This is a genomic window from Streptomyces sp. NPDC058650 (genome assembly GCF_042717315.1).
In the GTDB taxonomy this organism is placed as follows: Bacteria; Actinomycetota; Actinomycetes; order Streptomycetales; family Streptomycetaceae; genus Streptomyces.
The window spans coordinates 58206-81481 of the sequence record NZ_JBHXRL010000014.1 but is presented as its reverse complement, the minus strand read 5'-3'; the positions used below and the strand labels follow the sequence as shown (position 1 = coordinate 81481).

General features: G+C 72.7%; 18 protein-coding genes. 11 read left to right on the top strand and 7 right to left on the bottom strand.

What is annotated here, in order from left to right; translation table 11 throughout:
• The first annotated feature begins 15 nt into the window (after window positions 1-15).
• Complete coding sequence (locus ACFWWU_RS24060) at window positions 16-1842, top strand: GMC family oxidoreductase N-terminal domain-containing protein (protein WP_384147892.1); 1827 nt, start codon at window positions 16-18, stop codon at window positions 1840-1842.
• Between the two features lie 755 nt (window positions 1843-2597).
• Here the strand turns inward: ACFWWU_RS24060 and ACFWWU_RS24055 are convergent.
• Window positions 2598-2888, bottom strand: a complete 291-nt coding sequence (locus ACFWWU_RS24055; RefSeq protein WP_384147891.1) for a chorismate mutase — start codon at window positions 2886-2888, stop codon at window positions 2598-2600.
• Between the two features lie 328 nt (window positions 2889-3216).
• Here ACFWWU_RS24055 and guaA point away from each other — a divergent pair, with 328 nt between their 5' ends.
• From guaA to ACFWWU_RS24035, 4 genes are all read left to right on the top strand, one after another.
• Window positions 3217-4818, top strand: a complete 1602-nt coding sequence (guaA, locus tag ACFWWU_RS24050) for a glutamine-hydrolyzing GMP synthase (RefSeq protein WP_384147890.1) — start codon at window positions 3217-3219, stop codon at window positions 4816-4818.
• Window positions 4819-4923: 105 nt separating this feature from the next.
• Window positions 4924-5712, top strand: a complete 789-nt coding sequence (locus tag ACFWWU_RS24045) for a class II aldolase/adducin family protein (protein WP_384147889.1) — start codon at window positions 4924-4926, stop codon at window positions 5710-5712.
• Window positions 5713-5909: 197 nt separating this feature from the next.
• Window positions 5910-7142 (top strand): hypothetical protein, encoded by a 1233-nt coding sequence (locus ACFWWU_RS24040; protein WP_384147888.1) that lies wholly within the window; start codon window positions 5910-5912, stop codon window positions 7140-7142.
• A 91-nt stretch (window positions 7143-7233) separates the two neighbouring features.
• Window positions 7234-7860: a DoxX family protein gene (locus ACFWWU_RS24035; RefSeq protein ID WP_384147887.1), complete on the top strand. Its 627-nt coding sequence runs from the start codon at window positions 7234-7236 to the stop codon at window positions 7858-7860.
• 156 nt (window positions 7861-8016) lie between these two features.
• On the opposite strand, the gene ACFWWU_RS24030 is transcribed toward ACFWWU_RS24035, so the two are convergent.
• Window positions 8017-9357, bottom strand: a complete 1341-nt coding sequence (locus ACFWWU_RS24030) for a PspC domain-containing protein (RefSeq protein ID WP_384147886.1) — start codon at window positions 9355-9357, stop codon at window positions 8017-8019.
• A gap of 156 nt (window positions 9358-9513) precedes the next feature.
• Here ACFWWU_RS24030 and ACFWWU_RS24025 point away from each other — a divergent pair, with 156 nt between their 5' ends.
• Window positions 9514-10779 (top strand): PspC domain-containing protein, encoded by a 1266-nt coding sequence (locus tag ACFWWU_RS24025; RefSeq protein WP_384147885.1) that lies wholly within the window; start codon window positions 9514-9516, stop codon window positions 10777-10779.
• A complete protein-coding gene (locus ACFWWU_RS24020; RefSeq protein WP_384147884.1) occupies window positions 10776-11498 on the top strand; it encodes a LuxR C-terminal-related transcriptional regulator in 723 nt (240 codons plus the stop codon). The genes ACFWWU_RS24025 and ACFWWU_RS24020 overlap by 4 nt, the downstream gene beginning before the upstream one ends.
• A gap of 58 nt (window positions 11499-11556) precedes the next feature.
• Here ACFWWU_RS24020 and ACFWWU_RS24015 read toward each other — a convergent pair whose 3' ends face one another.
• Entirely contained in the window at window positions 11557-12696 is a 1140-nt protein-coding gene (locus ACFWWU_RS24015; RefSeq protein ID WP_384147883.1) for an NlpC/P60 family protein, read from the bottom strand.
• A 345-nt stretch (window positions 12697-13041) separates the two neighbouring features.
• On the opposite strand from ACFWWU_RS24015, the gene ACFWWU_RS24010 reads away from it, so the two are divergent.
• Both ACFWWU_RS24010 and pcrA read left to right on the top strand, forming a co-directional pair.
• Window positions 13042-13395 carry a hypothetical protein gene (locus ACFWWU_RS24010; protein WP_384147882.1) on the top strand — a complete coding sequence of 118 codons (354 nt, stop codon included), beginning with the start codon at window positions 13042-13044 and terminating at the stop codon, window positions 13393-13395.
• A 79-nt stretch (window positions 13396-13474) separates the two neighbouring features.
• On the top strand, window positions 13475-15919 hold the full coding sequence (gene pcrA / locus ACFWWU_RS24005) for a DNA helicase PcrA (protein ID WP_384147881.1): 2445 nt from the start codon (window positions 13475-13477) through the stop codon (window positions 15917-15919).
• Window positions 15920-15981: 62 nt separating this feature from the next.
• Here the strand turns inward: pcrA and ACFWWU_RS24000 are convergent, their stop codons facing one another.
• Window positions 15982-17550, bottom strand: coding sequence for a M23 family metallopeptidase (locus ACFWWU_RS24000; protein WP_384147880.1), 1569 nt, complete (start codon window positions 17548-17550; stop codon window positions 15982-15984).
• A 229-nt stretch (window positions 17551-17779) separates the two neighbouring features.
• On the bottom strand, window positions 17780-18607 hold the full coding sequence (locus ACFWWU_RS23995) for an esterase/lipase family protein (RefSeq protein ID WP_384147879.1): 828 nt from the start codon (window positions 18605-18607) through the stop codon (window positions 17780-17782).
• 301 nt (window positions 18608-18908) lie between these two features.
• Here ACFWWU_RS23995 and ACFWWU_RS23990 point away from each other — a divergent pair, with 301 nt between their 5' ends.
• Window positions 18909-19316 carry a cobalamin B12-binding domain-containing protein gene (locus ACFWWU_RS23990; protein WP_024758053.1) on the top strand — a complete coding sequence of 136 codons (408 nt, stop codon included), beginning with the start codon at window positions 18909-18911 and terminating at the stop codon, window positions 19314-19316.
• A gap of 87 nt (window positions 19317-19403) precedes the next feature.
• Here ACFWWU_RS23990 and ACFWWU_RS23985 read toward each other — a convergent pair whose 3' ends face one another.
• Together ACFWWU_RS23985 and ACFWWU_RS23980 are read right to left on the bottom strand one after the other, a co-directional pair.
• Entirely contained in the window at window positions 19404-21326 is a 1923-nt protein-coding gene (locus ACFWWU_RS23985; RefSeq protein ID WP_384147878.1) for a DUF5691 domain-containing protein, read from the bottom strand.
• Between the two features lie 37 nt (window positions 21327-21363).
• Window positions 21364-22710: an SWIM zinc finger family protein gene (locus ACFWWU_RS23980; protein ID WP_384147877.1), complete on the bottom strand. Its 1347-nt coding sequence runs from the start codon at window positions 22708-22710 to the stop codon at window positions 21364-21366.
• Window positions 22711-22838: 128 nt separating this feature from the next.
• Here ACFWWU_RS23980 and ACFWWU_RS23975 point away from each other — a divergent pair, with 128 nt between their 5' ends.
• A complete protein-coding gene (locus tag ACFWWU_RS23975; protein ID WP_384147876.1) occupies window positions 22839-23252 on the top strand; it encodes a hypothetical protein in 414 nt (137 codons plus the stop codon).
• Window positions 23253-23276 lie beyond the last annotated feature (24 nt).

Below are 23276 nucleotides of genomic sequence, written 5' to 3'. Positions count from 1 at the left end.
CGTACGAGGAGAGCCATGACCGCGGTACCCCCTACCCAAAATCCGGATCAGGCAGAGGGCGACGGGTACGACGACGCGTACGACTACGACGTCCTGGTCGTCGGCTCCGGCTTCGGCGGTTCGGTCACCGCCCTCCGGCTCACCGAGAAGGGCTACCGGGTCGGCGTCCTGGAGGCCGGGCGCCGCTTCACCCGCGCGACCCTGCCGAAGAACTCCTGGGACGTGAAGAACTTCCTGTGGGCCCCGGCCCTCGGGCTCTACGGCATCCAGCGCATCCACCTGCTGGGCAACGTGATGGTGCTGGCGGGCGCCGGCGTGGGCGGCGGCTCCCTCAACTACGCCAACACCCTCTACGTACCGCCCAAGCCGTTCTTCGACGACCCGCAGTGGAAGGACATCACCGACTGGCAGGACGAGCTGCGGCCGTACTACGACCAGGCGCAGCGGATGCTCGGCGTCCGGCTCAACCCGACGACGACCCCCTCGGACGTGCACCTCAAGGCGGCCGCGCAGGCGATGGGCATCGGCGACACCTTCCACATGGCGCCGGTCGGCGTCTTCTTCGGAGACGGTGACGATTCCGACGGTACGGCGAAGGCGAAGCCGGGTGCGGAGGTCGCCGACCCGTACTTCGGCGGCGCCGGCCCGGCCCGGCGTGCCTGCACCGAGTGCGGCGAGTGCATGACGGGCTGCCGCCACGGCGCCAAGAACACCCTCAACGAGAACTACCTGCACCTCGCCGAGAAGGCGGGCGCCACCGTCCACCCCATGACCACGGTCGTCACCGTCACCGAGGACTCACGGGGCGGGTACGCCGTGCGGACCCTCCCCACCGACAACCGGAAGAAGGGGAAGGGCCGGACCTTCCGCGCCCGCCGGGTGGTGATCGCGGCCGGCACGTACGGCACGCAGACCCTGCTGCACCGGATGAAGGACGGCGGGCTGCTGCCCCGGATCTCGCACCGGCTCGGCGAGCTCACCCGTACCAACTCCGAGGGCCTGGTCGGCGCGCAGACCACCGACCGGCGCTACCGCAAGAGGCACGGCAAGGAGAAGGCCGACTTCACCCGGGGCGTCGCCATCACCTCCTCGATCCACCCCGACGCGAACACCCACATCGAGCCGGTCCGGTACGGCAAGGGCTCCAACTCCATGGGCGGCCTCACCGTCCTCCAGGTGCCCTACGGCGCCCACCGGGTGCGCAACTGGTTCCTCAACCTGCTCAGGCACCCGACGCTCGCCGCCCGCTCGCTCTCGAACTGGCGCTGGTCGGAGCGGACCATCATCGGTCTGGTCATGCAGTCCCTCGACAACTCCCTCACGACCTACCGCAAGCCCGGCGGCCTCGGGAAGGGCCTCCTCACGGCCCGCCAGGGGCACGGGGCGCCGAATCCGGTCCAGATCGAGGAGGCGACCCGGGCCGCCACCCTCCTCGCCGAGGAGATCAACGGCTTCCCCGGCTCCAACGTCGGCGAGCTGATGGGCACCCCGCTCACCGCCCACTTCCTGGGGGGCTGCCCGATCGGCGCCGACGCCGGGTCCGGCGTCATCGACCCGTACCACCGGCTCTTCGGCCACCCCGGGATCTCCGTCGTCGACGGGGCGGCCGTCTCCGCCAACCTCGGCGTCAACCCGTCCCTGACGATCACGGCGCAGGCGGAGCGGGCGATGTCGTTCTGGCCGAACAAGGGCGAGGAGGACCCGCGGCCGCGGCAGGGCGAGGCGTACGTACGGCTGGCGGCGGTCGAGCCGAAGTCCCCGGCGGTCCCGGCCGACGCCTTCGGCGCCCTGCGGCTGCCGTTCCTGGGCATCCCGGCGGTCCCGCCGAAGAAGGAACCGTAGAGCCAGGCATGAGAAAAGGCGCTGCACCCCCCTCCGAGTGCAGCGCCTTTCCTGCTTTTGGTGATGCTGCATAGATGACCCGCGACCGACGGGATTGGTTGTAGCGGTTGCACAGGATCTTCGTGTGACGCGCGTCACGTCGGAGGTTCGGGGTGCGGGCGCGCGAGGAGGCGCACGGGGCGGCGCACGGGGCGGCGCACGGGGCGGCGCACGAGGAGGCGCACGAGGAGGCGCACAGGAAGGGCCCCGTGCCGCGATTCCGGTCGCGGTACGGGGCCCTTGGCGTCGGCACCGGGGGGTTGCGCCGAGCGGGAGAAACGGAGGAGGGGGACGGGAGGGGACGGGGTTCGGGGTTTCGTTCTGAGCCGGTTGCGGTCGGCCCCGGGCGTCCCCGGGGCCGACCGCCCTTTATGGGTGACCGGGCTGCTGTCCCCTGCTGCCCGGCCACACGCGCTGGTGCGAGGTCCCACGGCGTACCGGAGGTACGCCACACGCCCCAGCGAAGCCACGCGTGGATTCTTACGGGCCCGCCCCTGGCTGGCACGGACACCCGGACCAACGAAGCCGGGTCGCGGCCGGTCACGCGCCGTACGGGTGAGAGCGGCCCCGAACTCAGATCCGGGCCCTCGCCCACATGCGGGCCCTCGCCCACATGCGGGCCCTCGCCCACATGCGGGCCCTCGCCCACATGCGGGCCCTCGCCCACATGCGGGCCCTCGCTCAGATCCGGGCCCTAGCCCGCATGCGGCCCTCGCTCAGATGCGGCCCCGGCACAGCTCCAGCATGGTCATCGCGAGGGCCGTGCCGGGCTTGCCCAGCGCGTCACGGTAGTGACCGAGGACCTCCATCTCGCGGGCCAGGTTCACCCGGCGGCCGCCGGACGAGATCCGCGCCTCCTGGATGACGGCCGAGACGGCCATGCGTTCCTGGATGAGACCGATGATCCGGTCGTCCAGGGAGTCGACGCGGTCGCGGGCGTCACCGATCAGCGTCGCCGCCTCGTCGGTGCGGGCGCCGGTCTTCTCGGTCTGGGTCATCGCGGTCATGTGGGGCTCCTCGGGGTGTCGGGGTGCGGAACCCCGGGGCGACACGGCCCGGAAACGACAGAACGCCCCGGGCCTTGTCGGCCCGGGGCGCCTGGGAAGTCGCTTGTCAGTTGCTCAAGCAGCACGACCATGGCAGCCGGACGGGCCGGTGCCATAGGTAAAGACGAAGGTCGGGAGCTTGCGCATGGCGACAGTATGGACCCCGCCGCGGACGCCGGGCCAACCCGGGTTCGGATGGTGAGACGAAAAGTGCGACCGGCGCGCCGGTAGAATCGACAAATAGCACCCCCCTTCGGGGGACCCCACCTACCGCCGGAAGGCCGCCGTAGTGTCATCAGCGACCCCCGCTGCCGCGCCCGACGTCTCCAACCCGGACGTAGTCCTCGTTGTCGACTTCGGCGCCCAGTACGCCCAGCTCATTGCCCGCCGCGTCCGTGAGGCCCGGGTCTACAGCGAGATCGTCCCGTCCACCATGCCGGTGGCCGAGATGCTGGCCAAGAACCCGAAGGCGATCATCCTCTCCGGCGGCCCGTCCTCCGTGTACGCGGAAGGGGCCCCCCGCCTCGACCGCGCGATCTTCGAGGCGGGCGTCCCCGTCTTCGGTATGTGCTACGGCTTCCAGCTGATGGCGACGACCCTCGGTGGCACCGTCGACAACACCGGCGCCCGCGAGTACGGCCGTACCGAGCTGCACGTCTCCAAGGCCGGCTCGACCCTCTTCGAGGGCACCCCGGTCGAGCAGTCCGTGTGGATGTCGCACGGCGACGCCTGCTCCGCCGCCCCCGAGGGCTTCTCCGTCACCGCGTCCACGGACGTCGTGCCGGTCGCCGCCTTCGAGAACGACGAGAAGAAGCTGTACGGCGTCCAGTACCACCCCGAGGTGCTGCACTCCACGCACGGCCAGCAGATCCTGGAGCACTTCCTCTACCGCGGCGCCGGCATCGAGCCCAGCTGGACCACGGGCAACGTGATCGAGGAGCAGGTCGCGGCGATCCGCGCCCAGGTCGGCAACAAGCGCGCCGTCTGCGGCCTCTCCGGCGGCGTCGACTCCGCCGTGGCCGCCGCGCTCGTGCAGAAGGCCATCGGCTCGCAGCTCACCTGCGTGTACGTCGACCACGGCCTCATGCGCAAGGGCGAGACCGAGCAGGTCGAGAAGGACTTCGTCGCCTCCACCGGCGTCAACCTCAAGGTCGTCGACGCGCAGGAGCGCTTCCTCGCCGCCCTCGCCGGCGTCTCCGACCCCGAGACCAAGCGCAAGATCATCGGCCGTGAGTTCATCCGCGTCTTCGAGCAGGCGCAGGCCGAGATCGTCGCCGAGTCGGCGGGCACCGGCGAGGACGTCGCGTTCCTCGTCCAGGGCACGCTCTACCCGGACATCGTCGAGTCCGGCGGCGGCACCGGCACGGCCAACATCAAGTCCCACCACAACGTGGGCGGCCTCCCCGAGGACCTGGAGTTCGAGCTCGTCGAGCCGCTGCGCCAGCTCTTCAAGGACGAGGTCCGCATGGTCGGCCAGGAGCTCGGCCTGCCCGAGGAGATCGTCCAGCGCCAGCCCTTCCCCGGCCCCGGCCTCGGCATCCGCATCGTCGGCGAGGTCACCAAGGAGCGCCTGGATCTGCTGCGCGAGGCCGACGCCATCGCCCGCGAGGAGCTCACCGCGGCCGGCCTCGACCGCGAGATCTGGCAGTGCCCGGTCGTCCTGCTCGCCGACGTCCGCTCCGTGGGCGTCCAGGGCGACGGCCGCACCTACGGTCACCCGATCGTGCTGCGCCCCGTCTCCTCCGAGGACGCGATGACGGCCGACTGGTCGCGCCTGCCCTACGAGGTGCTCGCCAAGATCTCGACCCGCATCACGAACGAGGTCGCCGACGTGAACCGCGTCGTCCTCGACGTCACGAGCAAGCCCCCGGGCACCATCGAGTGGGAGTAGTCCCTCCCGCAGGTGTGTGAGGCCGCCGTCCCGGGCAACCGGGGCGGCGGCTTCGTCGTGTCCGGGCTCTGGTGAGTTGCCCGGCCGGGCGTTACCTTCCGGCGCATGAGCGTGATACCCGACCCCGTCCCCGTCGACCGGCTCCACTTCGCCCTGCCGCCCGTCCACGCGACGGCCGAGGAGGAACGCACCCACCGCAGACAACGGCTCGCGGGTGCGCTCCGGCTCTTCGGGCGGCTCGGATACGAGGAGGGCGTCTCGGGCCACATCAGCGCCCGCGACCCGGAGTTCCCCGACTGCTACTGGGTGAACCCCTTCGGGGCGCCCTTCGAGGACCTCTCCGCGAGCGACCTCGTCCTCGTCAACGGCGACGGGCAGGTCGTCCGCGGCGGCCGGCACGTGAACCAGGCGGCCTTCACCGTCCACGCCCAGGTCCACCGGTCCCGGCCCGACGTCGTCGCCGTCGCCCACACCCACTCCCTCCACGGGCGGGCGCTCGCCGCGCTCGGTGAACTCCTCGACCCGCTCACCCAGGAGGCGTGCGCCTTCTACCAGGACCACGCCCTCTACGACGCGTACACCGGCGTCACCGTCGACGCCGAGGAAGGCCACCGGATCGCCCTCGCCCTCGGCTCGTTCAAGGCGATCGTGCTGCGCAACCACGGGCTGCTCACCGTCGGCACCTCCGTCGACGCGGCGGCCTGGTGGTTCATCTCCATGGAACGCTGCGCCCAGGTCCAACTGGCCGCGCGGGCGGCCGGGAAGCCGGTGCCGATCGACCACCGGGACGCCGTCGCCACCCGCGAACAGCTGGGCAGCGACCTCGTCGGCTGGATCAACTACCAGCCGCTCTGGCGCAGGATCAGCCGAGCGGAGCCCGAACTCCTGTCGTAACACCATCGCTTCACCCTTCTGTACGTCAATGAGATGGCGCGGCAATCACTCTCCGGCGGGGCGCACACGGCACCTCCGGGAGCCGCCGGTACGACACAATTCCGTGGAATCAACGGCTGGTTGACCGTTCGGAACGCATCGGAGCGCACCGGGACGCAACGGAACGGGTCGTGAAGTGAGCTCGGGAAGTGAGCACCGTGGCGGTTCAAGAGGCGAGACAGTACGGCGAACACGCGACGGCCTGCGCCGGCTGCGCCCACTGCGGGAAGGCCGGCCACCGGCGCGCCGTCGCCGCCTTCCTCGCCCGGCGGGACGAGCTGGCCGCCGGCCACGGCGTCCCCGCGGCCGTCGCCCACTCGCCGGTCGCCGCCCGCCAGTGGGTCTCCGACGAACTGGCCCAGTCCGCCCGCGCCGTGGCCGTGCGCGGCCGCGAGGCCGGGGCGGCCTGGCTCGACCGCGTACGCAGCGGGGGCATCGGCGCCGTCTGGGGCGCCGTCCTCGCCCTGCTGCTCGGCCAGGCCCTCACCGCGATCGGCGACGGCTGGACCGGTGCCCGCACGGCCGGCCTGTGCACCGCCCTCGTCTTCGCCGTCCTGCTCAGCGCCGCCGCCCACACCCACCGGACACGCGGCGGACTCCTCGCCCCGCTGATCGGCGAGGACAACCGGCTCTCCACCACCCGGGCCGTCGCCGCCGCCTGGCTCCTCCTCCTCGGCTTCACGCTCCTCTTCCTGGCCTTCCTCCGGCCGGGCCCGGCCGCCTTCGGCCTGTCCCGGGGCGCCGGCCTGCTCACCGTCTTCGCCCTCGTGTCGACGGTCACCGTCACCGCCCGCCTCGTCGTCTCCGTCCGGATCGCGGCCGGCCGCCTCCAGAAGGTCCGCGCCGACCGTCCGCGCGCCGCCGACCTGCTCTGCGACGACAGCGGCCGGGCTGGCCTCGCCGACGTCCAGTACCTCCTCGTCTCCTGCGCCGTCCTGGCCCTGACGGCCGTCGGCCTCGCCCGCGACCCCGGCCGGCTCCCCGAGGTCCCCTGGTCGCTCGTGCTGCTCCTCGCCGTCTCGGCGGCCTGGCACCTCGCCACGAAGTGCACCGAGGGCGTCCGCCCCACGATCCACTCCGTCGTCCGCTCCCGGGAGGCGGGCGACCTCGACGCCCCGATCCGTACGGGCGACGACATCGAGATCCGCGGCTGTGGCTTCGTCCCGCCGGGCGCCGCCGCCCCCGACCCGCTGACCCGGCTGGTCGTGCGCATCGGCGCCGTCCACGCCCACGTCCCCCTGGTCCCGATCCCGGGCGGCTTCGCCAACCCGACGGACGCGACCCTCACCGTCCCCCTCCCGGCGGACGTGGAGCCGGGCCGGGTGGAGGTCTCGGTCGTGACGGCGGCGGGCGTCGAGACCAATCGGGTCACGATCGACGTCGCCGACTGAGCGTCCGGCCCTGTCCACGCATCCCTCGGTCGCAGGTCCGAGGAGAATCGTTCCGCGAACAGTCGTACGGGGCGTGGAGAGGTGACCGACGATGACGGGACGAGCGGACCGGACGAACGACACGACGGGCGACCCGGGCGGGACCGGCGGTCCGGGCGCTCCCGGCGGCCCGGGCGGAACCGGCCGCGCCCGGTGGGAGGCCGCCCTCGCCCGGTGGCAGGCCACCTTCGCCCGGTGGCAGGTCACCTTCGCCCGATGGAAGGCCGTCGCCTCCCGCTACGCCCTCCTTCCGCTGCGGCTCTTCCTCGGGATCACGTTCGTCTACGCCGCGCTCGACAAGCTCACCGACTCCGCCTTCTTCGCCGCCGAGGGCAGCGGCTCCATCGGCGAGACGATGCGCGCCGTGCGGGACAGCTCGGCGATCCCCGGCCTCGTCGATCTCGCCCTCAAGAACCCCGCCGGCTTCGGGTACGCCATCGCCTTCGGAGAGCTGTCCGTCGGGATCGGGACGCTGCTCGGTCTCTACGCCCGCGTGGCGGCGCTCGGCGGCGCGCTGATCTCGCTGAGTCTCTGGCTGACCGTGAGCTGGCAGGTGAGCCCGTACTACCTCGGCAACGACCTCGCCTATCTGATGGCCTGGCTTCCGCTGCTGCTGGCCGGGGCCTCCGAGCTGTCGGCGGACAGGTTCCTCGCGGATCGACGGCGCCGTATTCGATAGGCGACCCAGGTCACCAAGGCGGCCGTGCCCAGGCCGCCGCAGAGCACCGGGATCACCGCGTACCACGGGGTCGTCCAGGCTCCGGTGAGGTCGCCCGCGTACACGGCGGCCAGGGCGAGTGCGGTGAGGCCGACGAGCAGCCGGCCGGGGCGGAACTCATGAAGCAGCACGGGTGACCTCCACCTGTCCGATGCCGACCTCGAGCGAGAGGTCCAGCGTGCCTGCCGGGGCGGTCCCGGCCGGCGGGGCGATCGTGCGGGTCTCGACCTGGTCCGGGGCGATGTCGATGTCCTCCGCGGGCTGTCCGGGGAGCTGTAGATCGCCGAGCCCCACCTCGGCGTGGAGCTTCACGACCACGTCCTTCGGGACGACGACCTTGAGCTGTCCGGCGCCCACCTCGGCCCGGGTGGCGACGGTCGTGCCCGCGGGGACCGGCAGCGCCGACAGGTCGAGCAGGCCCGCACCGGTGCCCAGCTCGTAGTGGGGCTGCACCGCGGCCACGGAGGCCGGCTTCCACGTCTCGCGGACCCAGTCCGTGGTGATCCGGTCGGGCAGGGCGACCGCCCCGGCGAGCAGACAGGCCGTGAGGATGGTGAGGAAGACCGTCCCGAAGCCGGTGCGGCCGAGGAAGCTGCTGACGACGAGGCCCAGGCCGAGCACCGCGAGGGCGGCCACGAGACCCGTCGCCAGGCTCCTGCCCACCGGCTCGGACTCCCAGGTGAGGGCGGTGCCGAGGCCGGCCGCGAGCATCGCGAGCAGCTGGACGAGACCGGCGATGGAGAGCGGGCTCCGCCGGATGGAGGGAGCCGGCCGGCCGGCGCGGGAGGGATCCGGTCCCCACTGGCTTCCGGGCCTCGGCACCTCGCCGTCGACCTTGCCGTCCTCGTCGACGATGCCGTGCGGCCCCCAGAGGTAGCCGAGCGCCACCCTGCCCGTCGATCCGTCCTTGACGATCGGGCCCTTCCACCAGGACTGGTACTCGACGCGGGGCGGGGCCTTGGTCTCGGGAGGCGCCTCGGCGACCATCTGGGCGGCCGCCGTCTCGATCCGGCTCTCCGCCTCGCCGGCGACCGCCCGACGCCGCGACCAGACCGCCGCGCCGCACACCGCGAGCGACAGCAGCATCGTGAAGCCCAGCATCGACCCGCTGCGCAGCATCGACAGGAAGACCCCGCAGCCGATCAGCGCCATGAATATGGCCGACAGGGCGGCGCCGGTGACCCGGCCGGTCAGCAGCCTGCGTCCCTCGTTCTCCTCCTCGCCCGCGAGCGGAACGAGCAGCCACGCGAAGCCGTAGAAGATCAGGCCGACCCCGCCGGTCACGGACAGCACACCGACCGTGATCCGGAAGATCACCGGGTCGAGGTCGAAGTGCCGGCCGAGGCCGGCGCAGACTCCGCCCACGAGCTTGCCGCTCCGCGAGCGCTGCAGAGGCGGGGACGCGTCGGCCTCCGCCGGCGGCGGGGCCTCGTGGGTCGAAGGCTTCGAACTCGTCATGCGTCCATGGTGACGGCCCGTGAACCGGAGCGGCACCGGGACCGACCCTGGCCCGACCCTGATATTCGGAGGGGTGTCGCCCCTGAGGCGTTACCAGGGCCGATATCAGGGCCGACCCTGATGTCCGGCGCGGGCCGAACGTGTGACGATCGGTGCATGTCCGCAGCCGCTCGTGTCACCGAGACCGACGAACCACCCGTGCGCAGGCTCTACCGGAGCGCCGACGGGCGGTGGCTCGGCGGTGTCGCACGCGGCCTCGCGGGACACCTCGGACTCCCGGTCGTCTGGGTGCGCGCGCTGTTCGCGGTGCTCGCCCTCACCGACGGGCTCGGAGCCCTGCTCTACGCGGTCTTCTGGATCGTCGTCCCGCTCGGCGTCGGCGGCCGGGCCGCTCCCCGCCCCGTCTTCGAGATCACCCCGGACGGCCGCCGCCGGCTGCGCAAGCCCGACCGCGGACAGGTCTTCGCCCTGATCGCGCTCGCGATAGGCGGCGCGATCCTCGTCGGGAACATCAGCATCGACAACGAGTACGGACGGTATGTCTGGCCCATCCTCCTCATCTGCGTCGGTGTCGTCCTCGTCTGGCGCCAGGCGGACAACGCCCGCCGGGCCAGCTGGACCGAGGCCGGCCGGCACAGACGGACCCTCCAGCTCGCCCGCGGTCTCGTCGGCGTCGCCCTCGTCGGCACCGGCCTCGCGGTCTTCGTGGTGGTCCGCGGCTCGGTCGCCCAGCTCGGCACGGCCTTCACCGCCGCCGTCGCGGTTCTCACCGGGATAGCCCTGCTCGCGGGCCCCTGGCTGGTCCGGATGTCGCAGGACCTCACGGAGGAGCGGACCATGCGCATCCGCGCGCAGGAACGCGCCGAGGTCGCGGCCCACGTCCACGACTCGGTGCTCCACACCCTCACGCTGATCCAGCGCAACGCCGACGACGCGGGGGAGGTGCGTCGGCTGGCCCGCGCACAGGAGCGGGAGCTGCGGAACTGGCTCTACAAGCCCGAGGGCACCGGCCGGGACGAGGAGGAGCCCGCGACCCTCGCGGAGGCGGTGAAGAAGGCCGCGGCGGAGGTCGAGGACAAGCACGGAGTCCCGTTGGAGGTGGTCGTCGTCGGCGACTGCCCGCTCGACGAGAAACTGACCGCACAGATGCAGGCCGCGCGCGAGGCGATGGTGAACGCCGCCAAGTACGGTGGCGAGGGCGGGGCGGTGCAGGTTTTCGCCGAGGTGGAGGGCCGCATGGTCTTCGTCTCGGTGCGGGACCGCGGTCCGGGCTTCGACTTGGACGCGGTACCCGAGGATCGGATGGGCGTACGAGAATCGATCATCGGCCGTATGCAGCGCAACGGCGGTTCGGCCCGGTTGCGGTCCGTGCCGGGCGGGGGCACCGAAGTGGAGCTTGAGATGGAGAGGGCGGACGGATGAGCGACGAGACCGGGGCAGCGACCGGGACCGAGGCGGGGGCGACGACGCCGGGTACGGAACGCCGGGTGCGGGTCGTGCTCGTCGACGACCACCGCATGTTCCGTACGGGCGTGCAGGCGGAGATCGGCCGGACCGAGGTGACCGGGGTCGAGGTGGTGGGCGAGGCCGCCGACGTCGACCAGGCGGTCACGGTCATCACCGCGACCCGGCCCGAGGTGGTCCTCCTCGACGTGCACCTGCCGGGCGGTGGCGGCGTCGAGGTGTTGCGCCGCTGCGCGAGCCTGATGGTGGCCTCCGAGGATCCGGTCCGTTTTCTGGCGCTGTCCGTCTCGGACGCGGCCGAGGACGTGATCGGGGTGATCCGGGGCGGTGCCCGCGGCTACGTGACGAAGACGATCACCGGTACCGACCTGGTCGACTCGATCTTCCGTGTCCAGGAAGGTGACGCCGTGTTCTCCCCCCGCCTGGCCGGGTTCGTCCTCGACGCCTTCGCCTCGACGGACGCGCCGCCCGTGGACGAGGACCTGGACCGGCTCACGCAGCGGGAGCGCGAGGTGCTGCGGCTGATCGCCCGTGGCTACGCGTACAAGGAGATCGCCAAGCAGCTCTACATCTCGGTGAAGACGGTCGAGTCGCACGTCTCGGCGGTGCTGCGGAAGCTCCAGCTCTCCAACCGCCACGAGCTGACCCGCTGGGCCACCGCCCGCCGCCTGGTCTGAGCGACTCCTACCCGGGTCACCTCACCCGGGTCACCTCACCCGGGTCACCTCACCCCGGTCATCCCACCCGGGTCGCTCCGGCGAAGGGCATCTCGTCGATCGGGGCCACCCGCACCGGGGCGCCGGGGCGGGGGGCGTGGATCATCTGGCCGCCGCCGATGTAGAGCCCGACATGGCTGATCCCCGAGTAGAAGAAGACCAGGTCACCGGGGGCGAGCTGGGAGCGGGAGACGCGCTGTCCGGCGTTGATCTGGGTGTACGTGGTGCGCGGCAGGGAGACGCCGGCCGCGCGCCAGGCCGCCTGGGTGAGCCCGGAGCAGTCGTACGCGGACGGACCCGTCGCGCCCCACACGTACGGCTTGCCGAGCTGCGCGCGGGCGAAGGAGACGGCCTCGGCGGCCCGGGTGTTCGGAGCGGTCACGGGGCCGCGCTCGCCGCCCGTGGAGCGATCGGCGCGCGTCGCCGCAGAGGCGGTTCCGGCGCCCGTGGCCGTACCGCCATCCGTACGCGTGCCGCCGCTCGTGCCGCCGCCCTCCGGGGCGCGGACGCTGTCCCGGGCCGCGACGGCGGCGTCGTACCGGGCGCGCTCCTCCGCGGTCAGCCGGGCGAGCAGGGTCCGGGCCGCCGCCAGCTTGCCGAGGACGACGGCCTTCTGGCGCCGCAGCTCCTCCTCGTGCCCGCGCAGCGCGGTCAGCCGTCCCGCGGACTCGTCGCGCAGCTGCCGGAGCGCGCCGAGCTCGCGCCGCACGGCGGTGACGGCCGCCGCCTGCCGGTCCGCGGCCTTCTCCGCGAGCGCGGCCCGCTCCAGGTACTCGTCGGGGTCGGACGTGAGGGCGAGCTGCACGGCCGGGTCGAGGCCGCCGGAGCGGTACTGCGCGGTGGCCATGGCCCCGAGCCCGTCCCGGGCGGTGTTGAGCCGCTCGGCCCTGCGGGCGGCCTCGTCGCGCAGCCGGTCGAACGCCGAGCGGGACGCGTCGGCCCGCTCCTTCGCCCCGTTGTACTTCTCCGTCGCGACCTCGGCCTCGTGGTAGAGCCGGTCGACCTTCGCCTTGACCTGGGCGGTGGTGAGCCGGGGGTCCGCGTGCCCGGACCCCTCGAAGAGCGTCGCGGTCGCCGCGGAGGCGAGGGCGAGGGTGGCGGCGGTGCGGACCGCCGGACCACCGAGCGGGGACTGCCTGGGTTTTCGGTGCGCTGCCACGAGGGCGGGTCACATCCTCTTCCCTGCGGGGGAACGGTGCCCGCCGGGCCGACGGCGGGCCGCACAGGGGAGACGGACCGCCGCCGGGTTTTCCTGGCGGGGATGACCGGCAGCCGCCGGGCGACCGGCGGTGGTGGGAGCCGGCCACCTGCTGGAGGACGCTAAACCTCGGGGTCACGCCCCGGCAGTGACTTGACCGCTATTGGCGTCAGCTGATGGACATGGACCGATCTTTTTCGTCCGAGGTGACGGGCCGGGAGACATTGCGGCAGACGACCGACCGAAGCACCGGAGGCAGTGGACCCGGCCGGAGAGCGGTGCTAAGGCCCCGGTTAGGCTCCGCCCATGGACGTACTCATCAATGTCTTCGTCGCCCTGCACATCATCGGTATCGCCTCCCTCCTGGGCGGATTCCTCACCCAGATGAAGGCGATGGGCGCCGGTACGGCCCGCTTCACCCCGGCGATGCTGCACGGTGCGCTGGTCATGCTGATCACGGGCGTCGCGCTCGTCGGCCTCAACCAGGCCGACGACCAGACCGTGAACAACATCAAGATCGGCATCAAGCTGGCCGTGCTCGTCGTCGTCCTCGGACTCGTCTACGTCAAGCGCGACGAGGAGAAGGTCGACAAGGGCCTCTTCGCCGCCGTCGGCGCCCTCACCACGGCGAACATCTTCATCGCCACCCTCTGGGTGTGACCCGTTTCTCGGGAGCGTGACGAAGGCCGTCCCGAAGGCGGACACGGATGTCGGTGGGGCGTCCTAGACTCGTGAGGCGATGAGCAGCCTCTTTGACGACAGCTTCCTGGCCGGCCTCCAGAACTCCTCGGCGGAGGCCCCGCCCCCGCCCGAGGACCACGAGCACGGCGCCCCGGCCCCGGAGGAGGTCCCGCACGACCTCTTCGGGGAGCACTTCGACGCGCCCCCGCCGCGGGACGCGTACTACCGCGACGGCGCGGCGCGCCCCGTCGTGGACCCCGCGGCGCTCCTGGACGGGCTGAACGAAGAGCAGCGCGCCGCCGTCGTCCACAACGACACCCCGCTGCTCATCGTCGCCGGAGCCGGCTCCGGCAAGACCCGGGTGCTGACCCACCGCATCGCCCACCTCCTGGGCACGCGGCACGTCCACCCCGGCCAGATACTGGCGATCACCTTCACCAACAAGGCCGCCGGCGAGATGAAGGAGCGCGTCGAGCAGCTCGTCGGCCCGCGCGCCAACGCCATGTGGGTCATGACCTTCCACAGCGCGTGCGTGCGCATCCTGCGCCGCGAGTCGAAGCGGCTCGGCTTCACCTCCTCCTTCTCGATCTACGACGCCGCCGACTCCAAGCGGCTGATGTCGCTGGTCTGCCGCGACCTGGACCTCGACCCGAAGAAGTTCCCGCCGAAGTCGTTCAGCGCCAAGATCTCGAACCTCAAGAACGAGCTGATCGACGAGGAGTCCTTCGCCGACCAGGCGGTCGACGGCTTCGAGAAGACGCTCGCCGAGGCGTACCGGATGTACCAGGCGCGGCTGCGCGAGGCCAACGCCCTGGACTTCGACGACATCATCATGACGACGGTCCATCTGCTCCAGGCGTTCCCCGACGTCGCCGAGCACTACCGCCGCCGCTTCCGCCACGTCCTCGTCGACGAGTACCAGGACACCAACCACGCCCAGTACACCCTCGTACGGGAGCTCGTCGGCACGGGCTACGAGGACCTCGGCCCGGCCGAGCTGTGCGTCGTCGGCGACGCCGACCAGTCGATCTACGCCTTCCGCGGCGCGACCATCCGCAACATCCTCCAGTTCGAGGAGGACTACCCGGACGCGACGACGATCCTCCTGGAGCAGAACTACCGCTCCACGCAGACGATCCTCTCCGCGGCGAACGCGGTCATCGAGCGCAACGAGTCCCGCCGCCCCAAGAACCTGTGGACGAACGCGGGCGCGGGCGCGCAGATCACCGGCTACGTCGCCGACACCGAGCACGACGAGGCGCAGTTCGTCGCCGACGAGATCGACCGGCTCACGGACACCGGCGCGGCCAAGGCGGGCGACGTCGCCGTCTTCTACCGGACCAACGCCCAGTCCCGTGTCTTCGAAGAGATCTTCATCCGCGTCGGCCTGCCCTACAAGGTCGTCGGCGGCGTGCGCTTCTACGAGCGCAAGGAGGTCCGGGACGTCCTCGCGTACCTCCGCGTCCTCGCCAACCCCGAGGACAACGTCCCGCTGCGCCGCATCCTCAACGTGCCCAAGCGGGGCATCGGCGAGCGCGCCGAGGCGATGATCGACGCCCTCTCCCTGCGGGAGAAGATCACCTTCCCGCAGGCCCTGAAGCGGGTCGACGAGGCGTACGGCATGGCCGCCCGCTCGGCGAACGCCGTGAAGCGCTTCAACGCGCTGATGGACGAGCTGCGCACCGTCGTCGAGTCGGGCGCCGGCCCCGCCGTCGTCCTGGAGGCCGTCCTGGAGCGCACGGGCTACCTGGCCGAGCTCCAGGCCTCGACCGACCCGCAGGACGAGACCCGTGTCGAGAACCTCCAGGAACTCGCCGCCGTCGCCCTCGAGTTCGAGCAGGAGCGCGGCGAGGAGCCCGCGACCCTCGCCGAGTTCCTGGAGAAGGTCGCCCTCGTCGCCGACTCCGACCAGATCCCGGACGAGGATGAGGAGGGCAGGGGCGTCATCACGCTGATGACGCTGCACACCGCCAAGGGCCTCGAGTTCCCGGTGGTGTTCCTCACCGGCATGGAGGACGGCGTCTTCCCGCACATGCGCGCCCTCGGGCAGGCGAAGGAGCTGGAGGAGGAGCGGCGCCTCGCGTACGTCGGCATCACGCGCGCCCGCGAGCGCCTCTACCTCACCCGCTCGTCGATGCGCAGCGCCTGGGGCCAGCCCTCGTACAACCCGGCCTCGCGTTTCCTGGAGGAGATCCCGCCCACGTACCTGGAGTGGAAGCGGACCGGTCCGATGGCGAAGCCCGCCGGGCCGATCTCGGGCATCACCTCCTCGCTCTCCTCCTCCCGCGCGCGCTCCGGCCCCTCGGGCTTCGCCACCCGGCGCTCCGGCGAGAAGCCGGTGATCTCCCTCCAGATCGGCGACCGCGTCACGCACGACCAGTTCGGTCTGGGCACGGTGACGGCGGTGACGGGGGTCGGCGCGGACGCCCAGGCGACGATCGACTTCGGCGACGAGAAGCCGAAGCGGCTGCTCCTGCGGTACGCGCCGGTCGAGAAGCTGTAGCGGGTGCGGACGCGAGAGGGCCCCGGCTTCGGCCGGGGCCCTCTCGCGTCAGCGGGTGAAGGTCAGCTCGTCGGGTCGAGACCGTGGCTGCGCAGCCAGGCCAGCGGATCGATGGCGTAACCGCCGCCCGGCCGGACCTCGAAGTGGAGGTGCGGGCCGGTGGAGTTGCCGGTGTCGCCGGAGTACGCGATGACGTCGCCTGCCTTGACCTGGCCGTACCGGATCTTGGCGCTGCTGAGGTGGCAGTACCAGGTCTCGGTGCCGTCGGGGGCGGTCACGATCACCATATTGCCGTAGGCGCTGTTCAGCTGGGTGCGGACGGTGCCGTCCGTGGCGGCCATCACGGGGGTGCCGGTCTGCACGGGGAAGTCGATGCCGGTGTGCACGGACATCCAGTTGACGCCGGACTGGCCGAAGCGCGCGCTGAGCCGGTGGAGCTCCACCGGCAGCATGTACTTGGGGCGCAGCGCCTCCTTGCGAGCCGCTTCCTCCTCGCGCTTCTTCTTGTCGGCCGCCTGGCGGGCCTTGAGGTCGATGCGCTCCTGGGTGCGGCTCGCGCGGTCGCCGAAGTCGCGGGCGTCCTCGCTGAGCGCGGCGAGCTGGGTGTCGAGGGCGCTGTTGGCGGCGACCTGCTTGACGGAGCCGGGGTCGGCCGCGGCGAGGGCGGTGGTGTTGTCCTTCTTGCCGCCGTCGGTGGTGGGGTTGGTGAGCCCGCTGACGGAGGCGGCGGCGATGCCGGCGACGCCCATGACGCAGGCGGAGGGGACGGCGACGGTCAGCAGGGCGGACCGTTTGGCGGGCGTACGGCGGCGGCCGCGGCTGCTGCCCGAGCCGCGGCGCACGGGGCGGCCCGCGAGTGGGGTCTCCGTACGGAGCTCGGCGGCGGGCGCGTCGGCGGGTTCGGCGACGGGCTCGTCGTAGGCGAAGTCCTCGGCGGCGTCGCGGACGGCGTCGTGGACGGTGTCGCCGTGGCCGGTGTCGACGTGGGCGGTGGCCTCGCCGGCGTCCACGAGGTCGTCGGCGTAGGCGTACTCGGCCTGGGCTTCCGGCTCATGGGCGAGGTCGAACGCGAACTCGGCGGTGTGTTCCGCCTGCGGGGTGTACTGCTGGGGGACGTGCGGCTCGGCCTCGGGGGCCGCCTGGTTCCAGGCGGTGGCGTCGTAGGCGCCGGTCTCGGTCGCGAAGGCGGGGGCCGCCCACTGGCCGGTGGCGTCGTAGGCCTCGTAGCCGTACGTCCCCTGCGCGACGTACGCGCCGGCGTGGACCGTCTCGTACTGGCCCGTCTGCTGGGCGTCGGTCCAGGCGGAGGCGTCCCACTGACCGGTGGTGTCGTACTGGCCGGTGGTGTCGTACTGCTGCCCGGCGGTGTCGTACGGGGTGTGCGGGGCGGCGCTGCCGTACTGGTCGGCGGCCTGCCACTGGCCCGTGGTGTCCCACTGGCCCGTGGTGTCGTGCTGCTGCTGACCTGTGGTGTCGTACTGGCCGGTCATCCCGTACTGGCCGAAGTCCCACTGCCCGCTGTGGTCGGCCTGACCCGCGGGGTAGGCGCCGAACAGCGGGTCGACGGCGAAACTGCCTGTGGTGTGGGCGTCGTTTCCGACGTACCCGGCGTGGGGGTGCTGGTCGTTCACCAACGTCTCTCTCGCCTCGGCAGCAGGACCATTCCGGGGCGGGCCCGATGAGGGGTGCCCCGGGGAAAGCAGTGGCGCGACTGTACCCGGCGGTATGCGCAACCGACAATCTTCGGAAGGGTTTGGGCCAGCAGGAAACGGGCAATCGGCCGTGTTTCGCCAGCTCAGGGAGAGAGCTTTGGCCTTGTGTTCGAGGAACGTTCGAAGAACGGGGTGTGGCGAGGCGACGTCAGGCGACGGAGGCGGCGCCCGCCTCTCCTTCGTGAGCGCCCGGAGCCACCGGGCCACCGGCGTCCAGGGCGCCGAGCACCCCGGCGGCCACCGTCGGGTGGACGGGCAGCGCGAGATGGCCGATGCCGCTGACGTGGACGTTGTGCACGAGGAGATCGGGATGGTCGAGGCGCGCGGTCTCGACCGGCACCATCACCTGGTCGAGATCGCTCCAGAAACTGACGAACCGCGTACGGCAACCGGGCGCCGGGCCGGCCAGCTCCCGCAGGACCCCCGAACCGGGGCGCATCTGCCGTACCAGTGGATGCGCGTCGGCGAGCGGGGCCACGGTGGTGCCGGAGTGCGGGGTGCCGAGCATGACCAGGGTGCGTACCCGGGTGTCACCGCCGAGGCACTGGACGTAATAGCGGGCGATGAGCCCGCCCAGGCTGTGTCCGACGATGTCGACCTCGGCGTGTCCCGTGCGGGCGCGGATCTCCTCCACCCGCCGCCCGAGCAGCTCGGCGGCGCTCCGCAGGTCGCAGGTGAGCGGCGAGTAGTTGAGCGACTCGACGCAGTCACGGCCATGCCTGGTGAGGGCGCGGCGCAGCAGGACGAAGACGGAGCGGTTGTCGACGAAGCCGTGCAGCAGGACGACCGGGCGCATGCCCGGGGTGATCGTCGCGCGCGGATCGGTGGCGGGATCAGCGGCGGGATCGCTCGTGGGAGTGGTGGGGGAGAGGCGCTCGGCCACGATCCCGGAGGGGTAGAGGACGAGATGCCCGGTGAGGATCGCGAGCTCCAAGGCGGTGGCCTTCATCAGGGCGGTGACCTTGGAGAGCTCCATCGCCGACCTCCCGAGCGGCACGCGGGGCCGGACGATACGGAGGTACGCCGTATCCCCGCGCCGCACGGACGGCGGCACGGAGGTACGGCGACCTCGTCGCGGCTCCCTTGCGACCGGGCCCCGCTTGCGGCTGGTGGGCCCAGGAAGAGGGCCCGAAGCGGGGAACGGCGCAGAGCGAACATGTCCCACGTGTGATTTCCCCCTCGCTCGCCACCGTGAAACGGCCGCTTGCGGGATGCTGGCGATAACGTTCGTTCACCTCCCCGGCAATCAAGCGCGGGGGTCGCATGTGGAGGCAGTGATGGGTGTGACCGGTCCGATCCGCGTGGTGGTCGCCAAGCCGGGTCTCGACGGCCACGATCGCGGGGCCAAGGTGATCGCGCGGGCGCTGCGCGACGCCGGTATGGAGGTCATTTACACCGGTCTCCACCAGACGCCCGAGCAGATCGTCGACACCGCGATCCAGGAGGACGCCGACGCGATCGGTCTCTCCATCCTCTCGGGCGCGCACAACACGCTCTTCGTGAAGGTCCTGGAGCTCCTGAAGGACCGTGACGCGGAGGACATCAAGGTCTTCGGCGGCGGCATCATCCCGGACGCGGACATCGCACCGCTGAAGGAGAAGGGCGTGGCGGAGATCTTCACGCCGGGCGCGACGACCGCGTCCATCGTCGACTGGGTGAACGCGAACGTCCGCGTGGCGGCCTGACCGGTCTGACCGGCCAGACGTTCCCGCGTGCCTCGCTTGCCAGGGCCCTCCCTTCGGGGAGGGCCCTTCGCCGTGGTTGCCGCCTCTTCAGGCAGCGGATGGGGTGAGCTCGGCGCGCATCGCCGCGCGAAGCCGGAGCGTGGAGACCAGCCGCTGGAACGCCTCGGACCAGTAACCGCCCGCGCCGGGCGCGGTGTCCTCCTCCTCTTCGTCGGGCAGCGCGGTCAGGGAGTCCAGATGCCGCGCCGCCTCCGGCGCGAGACAGCGTTCCGCGAGGCCCATCACCCCGCTGAAACTCCACGGGTAGCTGCCCGCGTCCCGGGCGATGTCGAGAGCGTCGATCACGGCGGCGCCCAGCGGCTCGGCCCAGGGCACGGCGCACACGCCGAGCAGTTGGAACGCCTCCGACAGGCCGTGGGCGGCGACGAAGGAGGCGACCCAGCGCGCCCGTTCGTCCGCGGGGAGCGTCGCCAGGAGCTGTGCCCGCTCGGCCAGCGACGAGGTCCCGGGGCCCGTCGCGGGCGGGATCGCGGGGGAGCCGAGCAGCGCGCGCGACCAGGACGCGTCCCGCTGCCGTACGGCCGCCCGGCACCAGGCGGCGTGCAGCTCGCCCTGCCAGTCGTCGGCGACCGGCAGCGCCACGACCTCCTCCGGGGTCCGGCCGCCGAAGCGGACGGGCCAGCAGGCGAGGGGGGCGGCCTCGACGAGCTGGCCCAGCCACCAGGAGCGCTCGCCCCGTCCCGTCGGCGGGTTCGGCACGACACCGTCGCGCTGCATCGCCGCGTCGCACTCGTGCGGGGCCTCGACGGAGATCGTGGGCACCTCCGCCGTCCGGTCGAGGCCGACGCAGGTGGCGGCCCGGCCGGCCATCCGGCCCGCGAACGCCGAGGCGGGCAGGGCGGAGAGCAGCTCGGCGGCGGTGGCGCGGACGTTGCGGCTGCGGTCGGCGAGGGCCGCCTCCAGGAACTCCTCGTCCGCGTCGGAGAGTCCGGTACGCAGCGAGTCCAGGAACATCAGCCGGTCCTCCGCCCGCTCGGCGGTCCAGGCGGACGCCAGCAGGGCGAGACCGGCCGCCGGCTCCCAGGTCCGTACGGCGGCGAGCAGTGCGACCCGCTCGGCGAACAGGCCCTCGTCCCACAGGACCCTGACGCCCTCGGTGTCCTCGGGTGACGGGAGCCGGCCGGCCGCACCCGTACCCCGCAGCGCGAACCGCCACTCGGGATTGAGGCCCGCCAGCCACAGGCCGCGCGGTCCGGTGAGCCGGAGGGCCTGGGGCCGCAGGTCGGTGCGGGCCCTGGCCGCGTCGAGAAGGGCGGGCAGAGCGGCGGGCGGGGCCTTGTACCCGCGCTCGTTGGCGAGGGCCAGCCACTGGGGCAGCAGTTCGGCGAGGTCGGGGGCGGCCCCACGCCGCCCGGCGGCGGGCGACGGCGCGGCCCGCCCGGCGAGGAGCTGGTCGAGCCGTCTCCGGGCAGCCTCGGGCAGCGACCGGCGCGGGTCCTCCGGCGCGGGGTCGGGCGGTGACGCGGCGGGCCCGGGGCGCAGCCCCGCCCTGCGCCGTACGGTGTGCAGCGCGGCGGCGTCGAGCAGCGCACCCGGCAGGTCGGCGCCGGCCAGACCCGGGCCCGTCAGACCTGGCCCCGTGGCGCCTGGCCCCGTGGCGCCTGGCTCCGTGACGCCCGGGCCTGTCCCGCCCGGCCCCGTGACGCCCGGGCCTGTCACGCCCGGGCCCGTCACGCCCGGCCCCGTGACGCCCGGCCCCGTGACGCCCGGGCCCGTGGCGCCCGGCTCCGTAACGCCGGGGCCCGTGACGCCGGGGCCCGTGACGCCCGGGCCCGTCACACCACGCCCCGTCACACCCGCGCCCGCTGCCCCCGCGAGGACCGAGGGCGGTCGTCGGTCCGTGCCCAGGAGCGCGGAGGTGACGAGCTCCTCCCAGACGCGGGCGCTGTCGTCACCGGCGCCGTCGGGGCCCGCGGCGTACGGGGCGGATGTGGTCGCGCGCGTGTTCATCGGAGTCCTCCGTGCGGTCGGGGGAGGTGGCGGGCCGTCATACGAGGGGGACCGTCTCGGCCGGTGCCTCCGGCGACCAGGCGGCGAGCGGGGTGAATCCCCGGTGGCCGCACTCGCCGAAGACGGTCACGGGAGCGCCGCCGGAGAGGGCGACGAGGCGCCAGAGTCCTGGCCGGTTCTGGGCGGCGGGCGTCAGCGGCAGGGCCTCGCGGCCGTCCGCGTCGGCGAGCTGCCAGCCGTACTCCGCCCGCGCCGGGACGACCTGGCGCAGTGTCACGGGCCAGGAGTCCAGCCACGGGTCCTCGCGCAGCGCGCGCCCGTACGCGTCGAGGGCCTCGCCCACCGGCCCGCCCGGCGGCGGGGAGACGGGGGTGTCGACCGGGACGAAGTGCTCGCCCGGCTCCGCGCGCAGCCGGCCGGTGCCCGTGTGCGGGGTCAGCTCGCCGTCGAGGAGCGCGCCCACCGGGAGCGCGAGGCCGGGGGCCCGGCCGGCCGCGCCGAAGGAGAGGAGGAACGCCGTCCGTCCGGTCGTGGTGCCGTGCAGCCAGACGCGCCGGGTGGTCAGCCGGGCGTCGGCCGTGTCGTACTGCGCGAGGACGAGCCAGTGGTCGCGCACCGGGACGCCGTCGGCCGGGGCGGTGAGGCCGACCCGGGTCCGCACGGTCCTGGCGAAGTCGTCGGGCAGCCGGTCGGCGGCGAGCCAGGCCCGGTCGAGGAGGTGGGTCAGCGCGCACTCCTCCAGGAGGCGCACTGGCCAGCCGGGTCCCGAACCCGGTATCGCGCCCAGCTCCCTGACCCGGCCCGCGAGCCCCGGAGCCTGGGCGTCGACCATGCGGGCCGCGGTCTCCTCCCACAGGCCGTACCCGGTCTGCTCGGCCGTGGCCAGGCCGCCGCGCATCAGGTCGGCGAGCCGCTGCTCCAACTCCCGCGCGCCCGCGGTGATCCGGGCCGCCCTGCGCTCGGCCCTGCGGCGCGCGGCCGCGGGATCCGCCGTGGCCTTGGAGGCGCCGGTCCCGGCCGGCCGGGCCGAGCTCCCGGCGCCGGCCCGGCGCTTCGCGAGCCACGGCACCGCCCACTCCGGCGGGGCGCCGTCCGCCACCGCCGTACCGTCGGACGCCTGGAGCAGCAGCAGTCCCAGCGCGTGCTTGCACGGGAACTTCCGGCTGGGGCAACCACATGCGTACGCGGGGCCCGTGAGGTCGACGACCGTCTCGTACGACCGGCCGCCGCTGCCCCCGCACACGCCCCAGACGGCTCCCTCGCCGCGGCCCGTGCCCGACCACGACCCGGCCGTGCCCAGCGTGCTCCCCGCTGTGCGTGAGACGTCGTCAGGAGCCAGTGCCAGCACCTGATCAGCCGTCCAGCGCACCCCCATGGCATTCATGTCATCGACCGTAGACGCCGCCACTGACAACGCCCCTGGCCTCCGGGAAGGGATTTGACTTTACTCTTTCTTTAAGATTCTCTGCGCGTGACCGAAGACCAGCACCACCCGTCCAGGGGGACCCCCTCATGAAGCGCACCATCCGTACCGCCGTCTCGGCCCTCGCCGTCGCCGGGCTAGCCCTCGGCCTCGGGGCCTGCTCGGAGGTCGCGGAGAAGGCCGCCGACCAGGTCGACAAGTCCGTCACCGAGTCCTACGAGGTCACGTACGAGGTCAGCGGCAAGAGCATCGAGTCCATCGAGTTCCACGCCGGTGACGGCAGCGCCATGGCGCCGAAGGTCGAGTCGGAGAAGAAGCCGGCCGTGCCGTGGAAGAAGACCGTGAAGCTGCACGGCATCATGCCGCCGGCCGTCATGCCGGTCTCGCTCGACCCCGCGAGCCTCACCTGCAAGGTCGTCTACGGGGGCAAGGTCCTCAAGGAGGCCAAGGGCGAGCAGGCGATGGCGGGCGGCTGTGTCGCCGTCTCCCCGATCGTGGGCTGACCCTCCCTCACCCCGCCCTCCCGG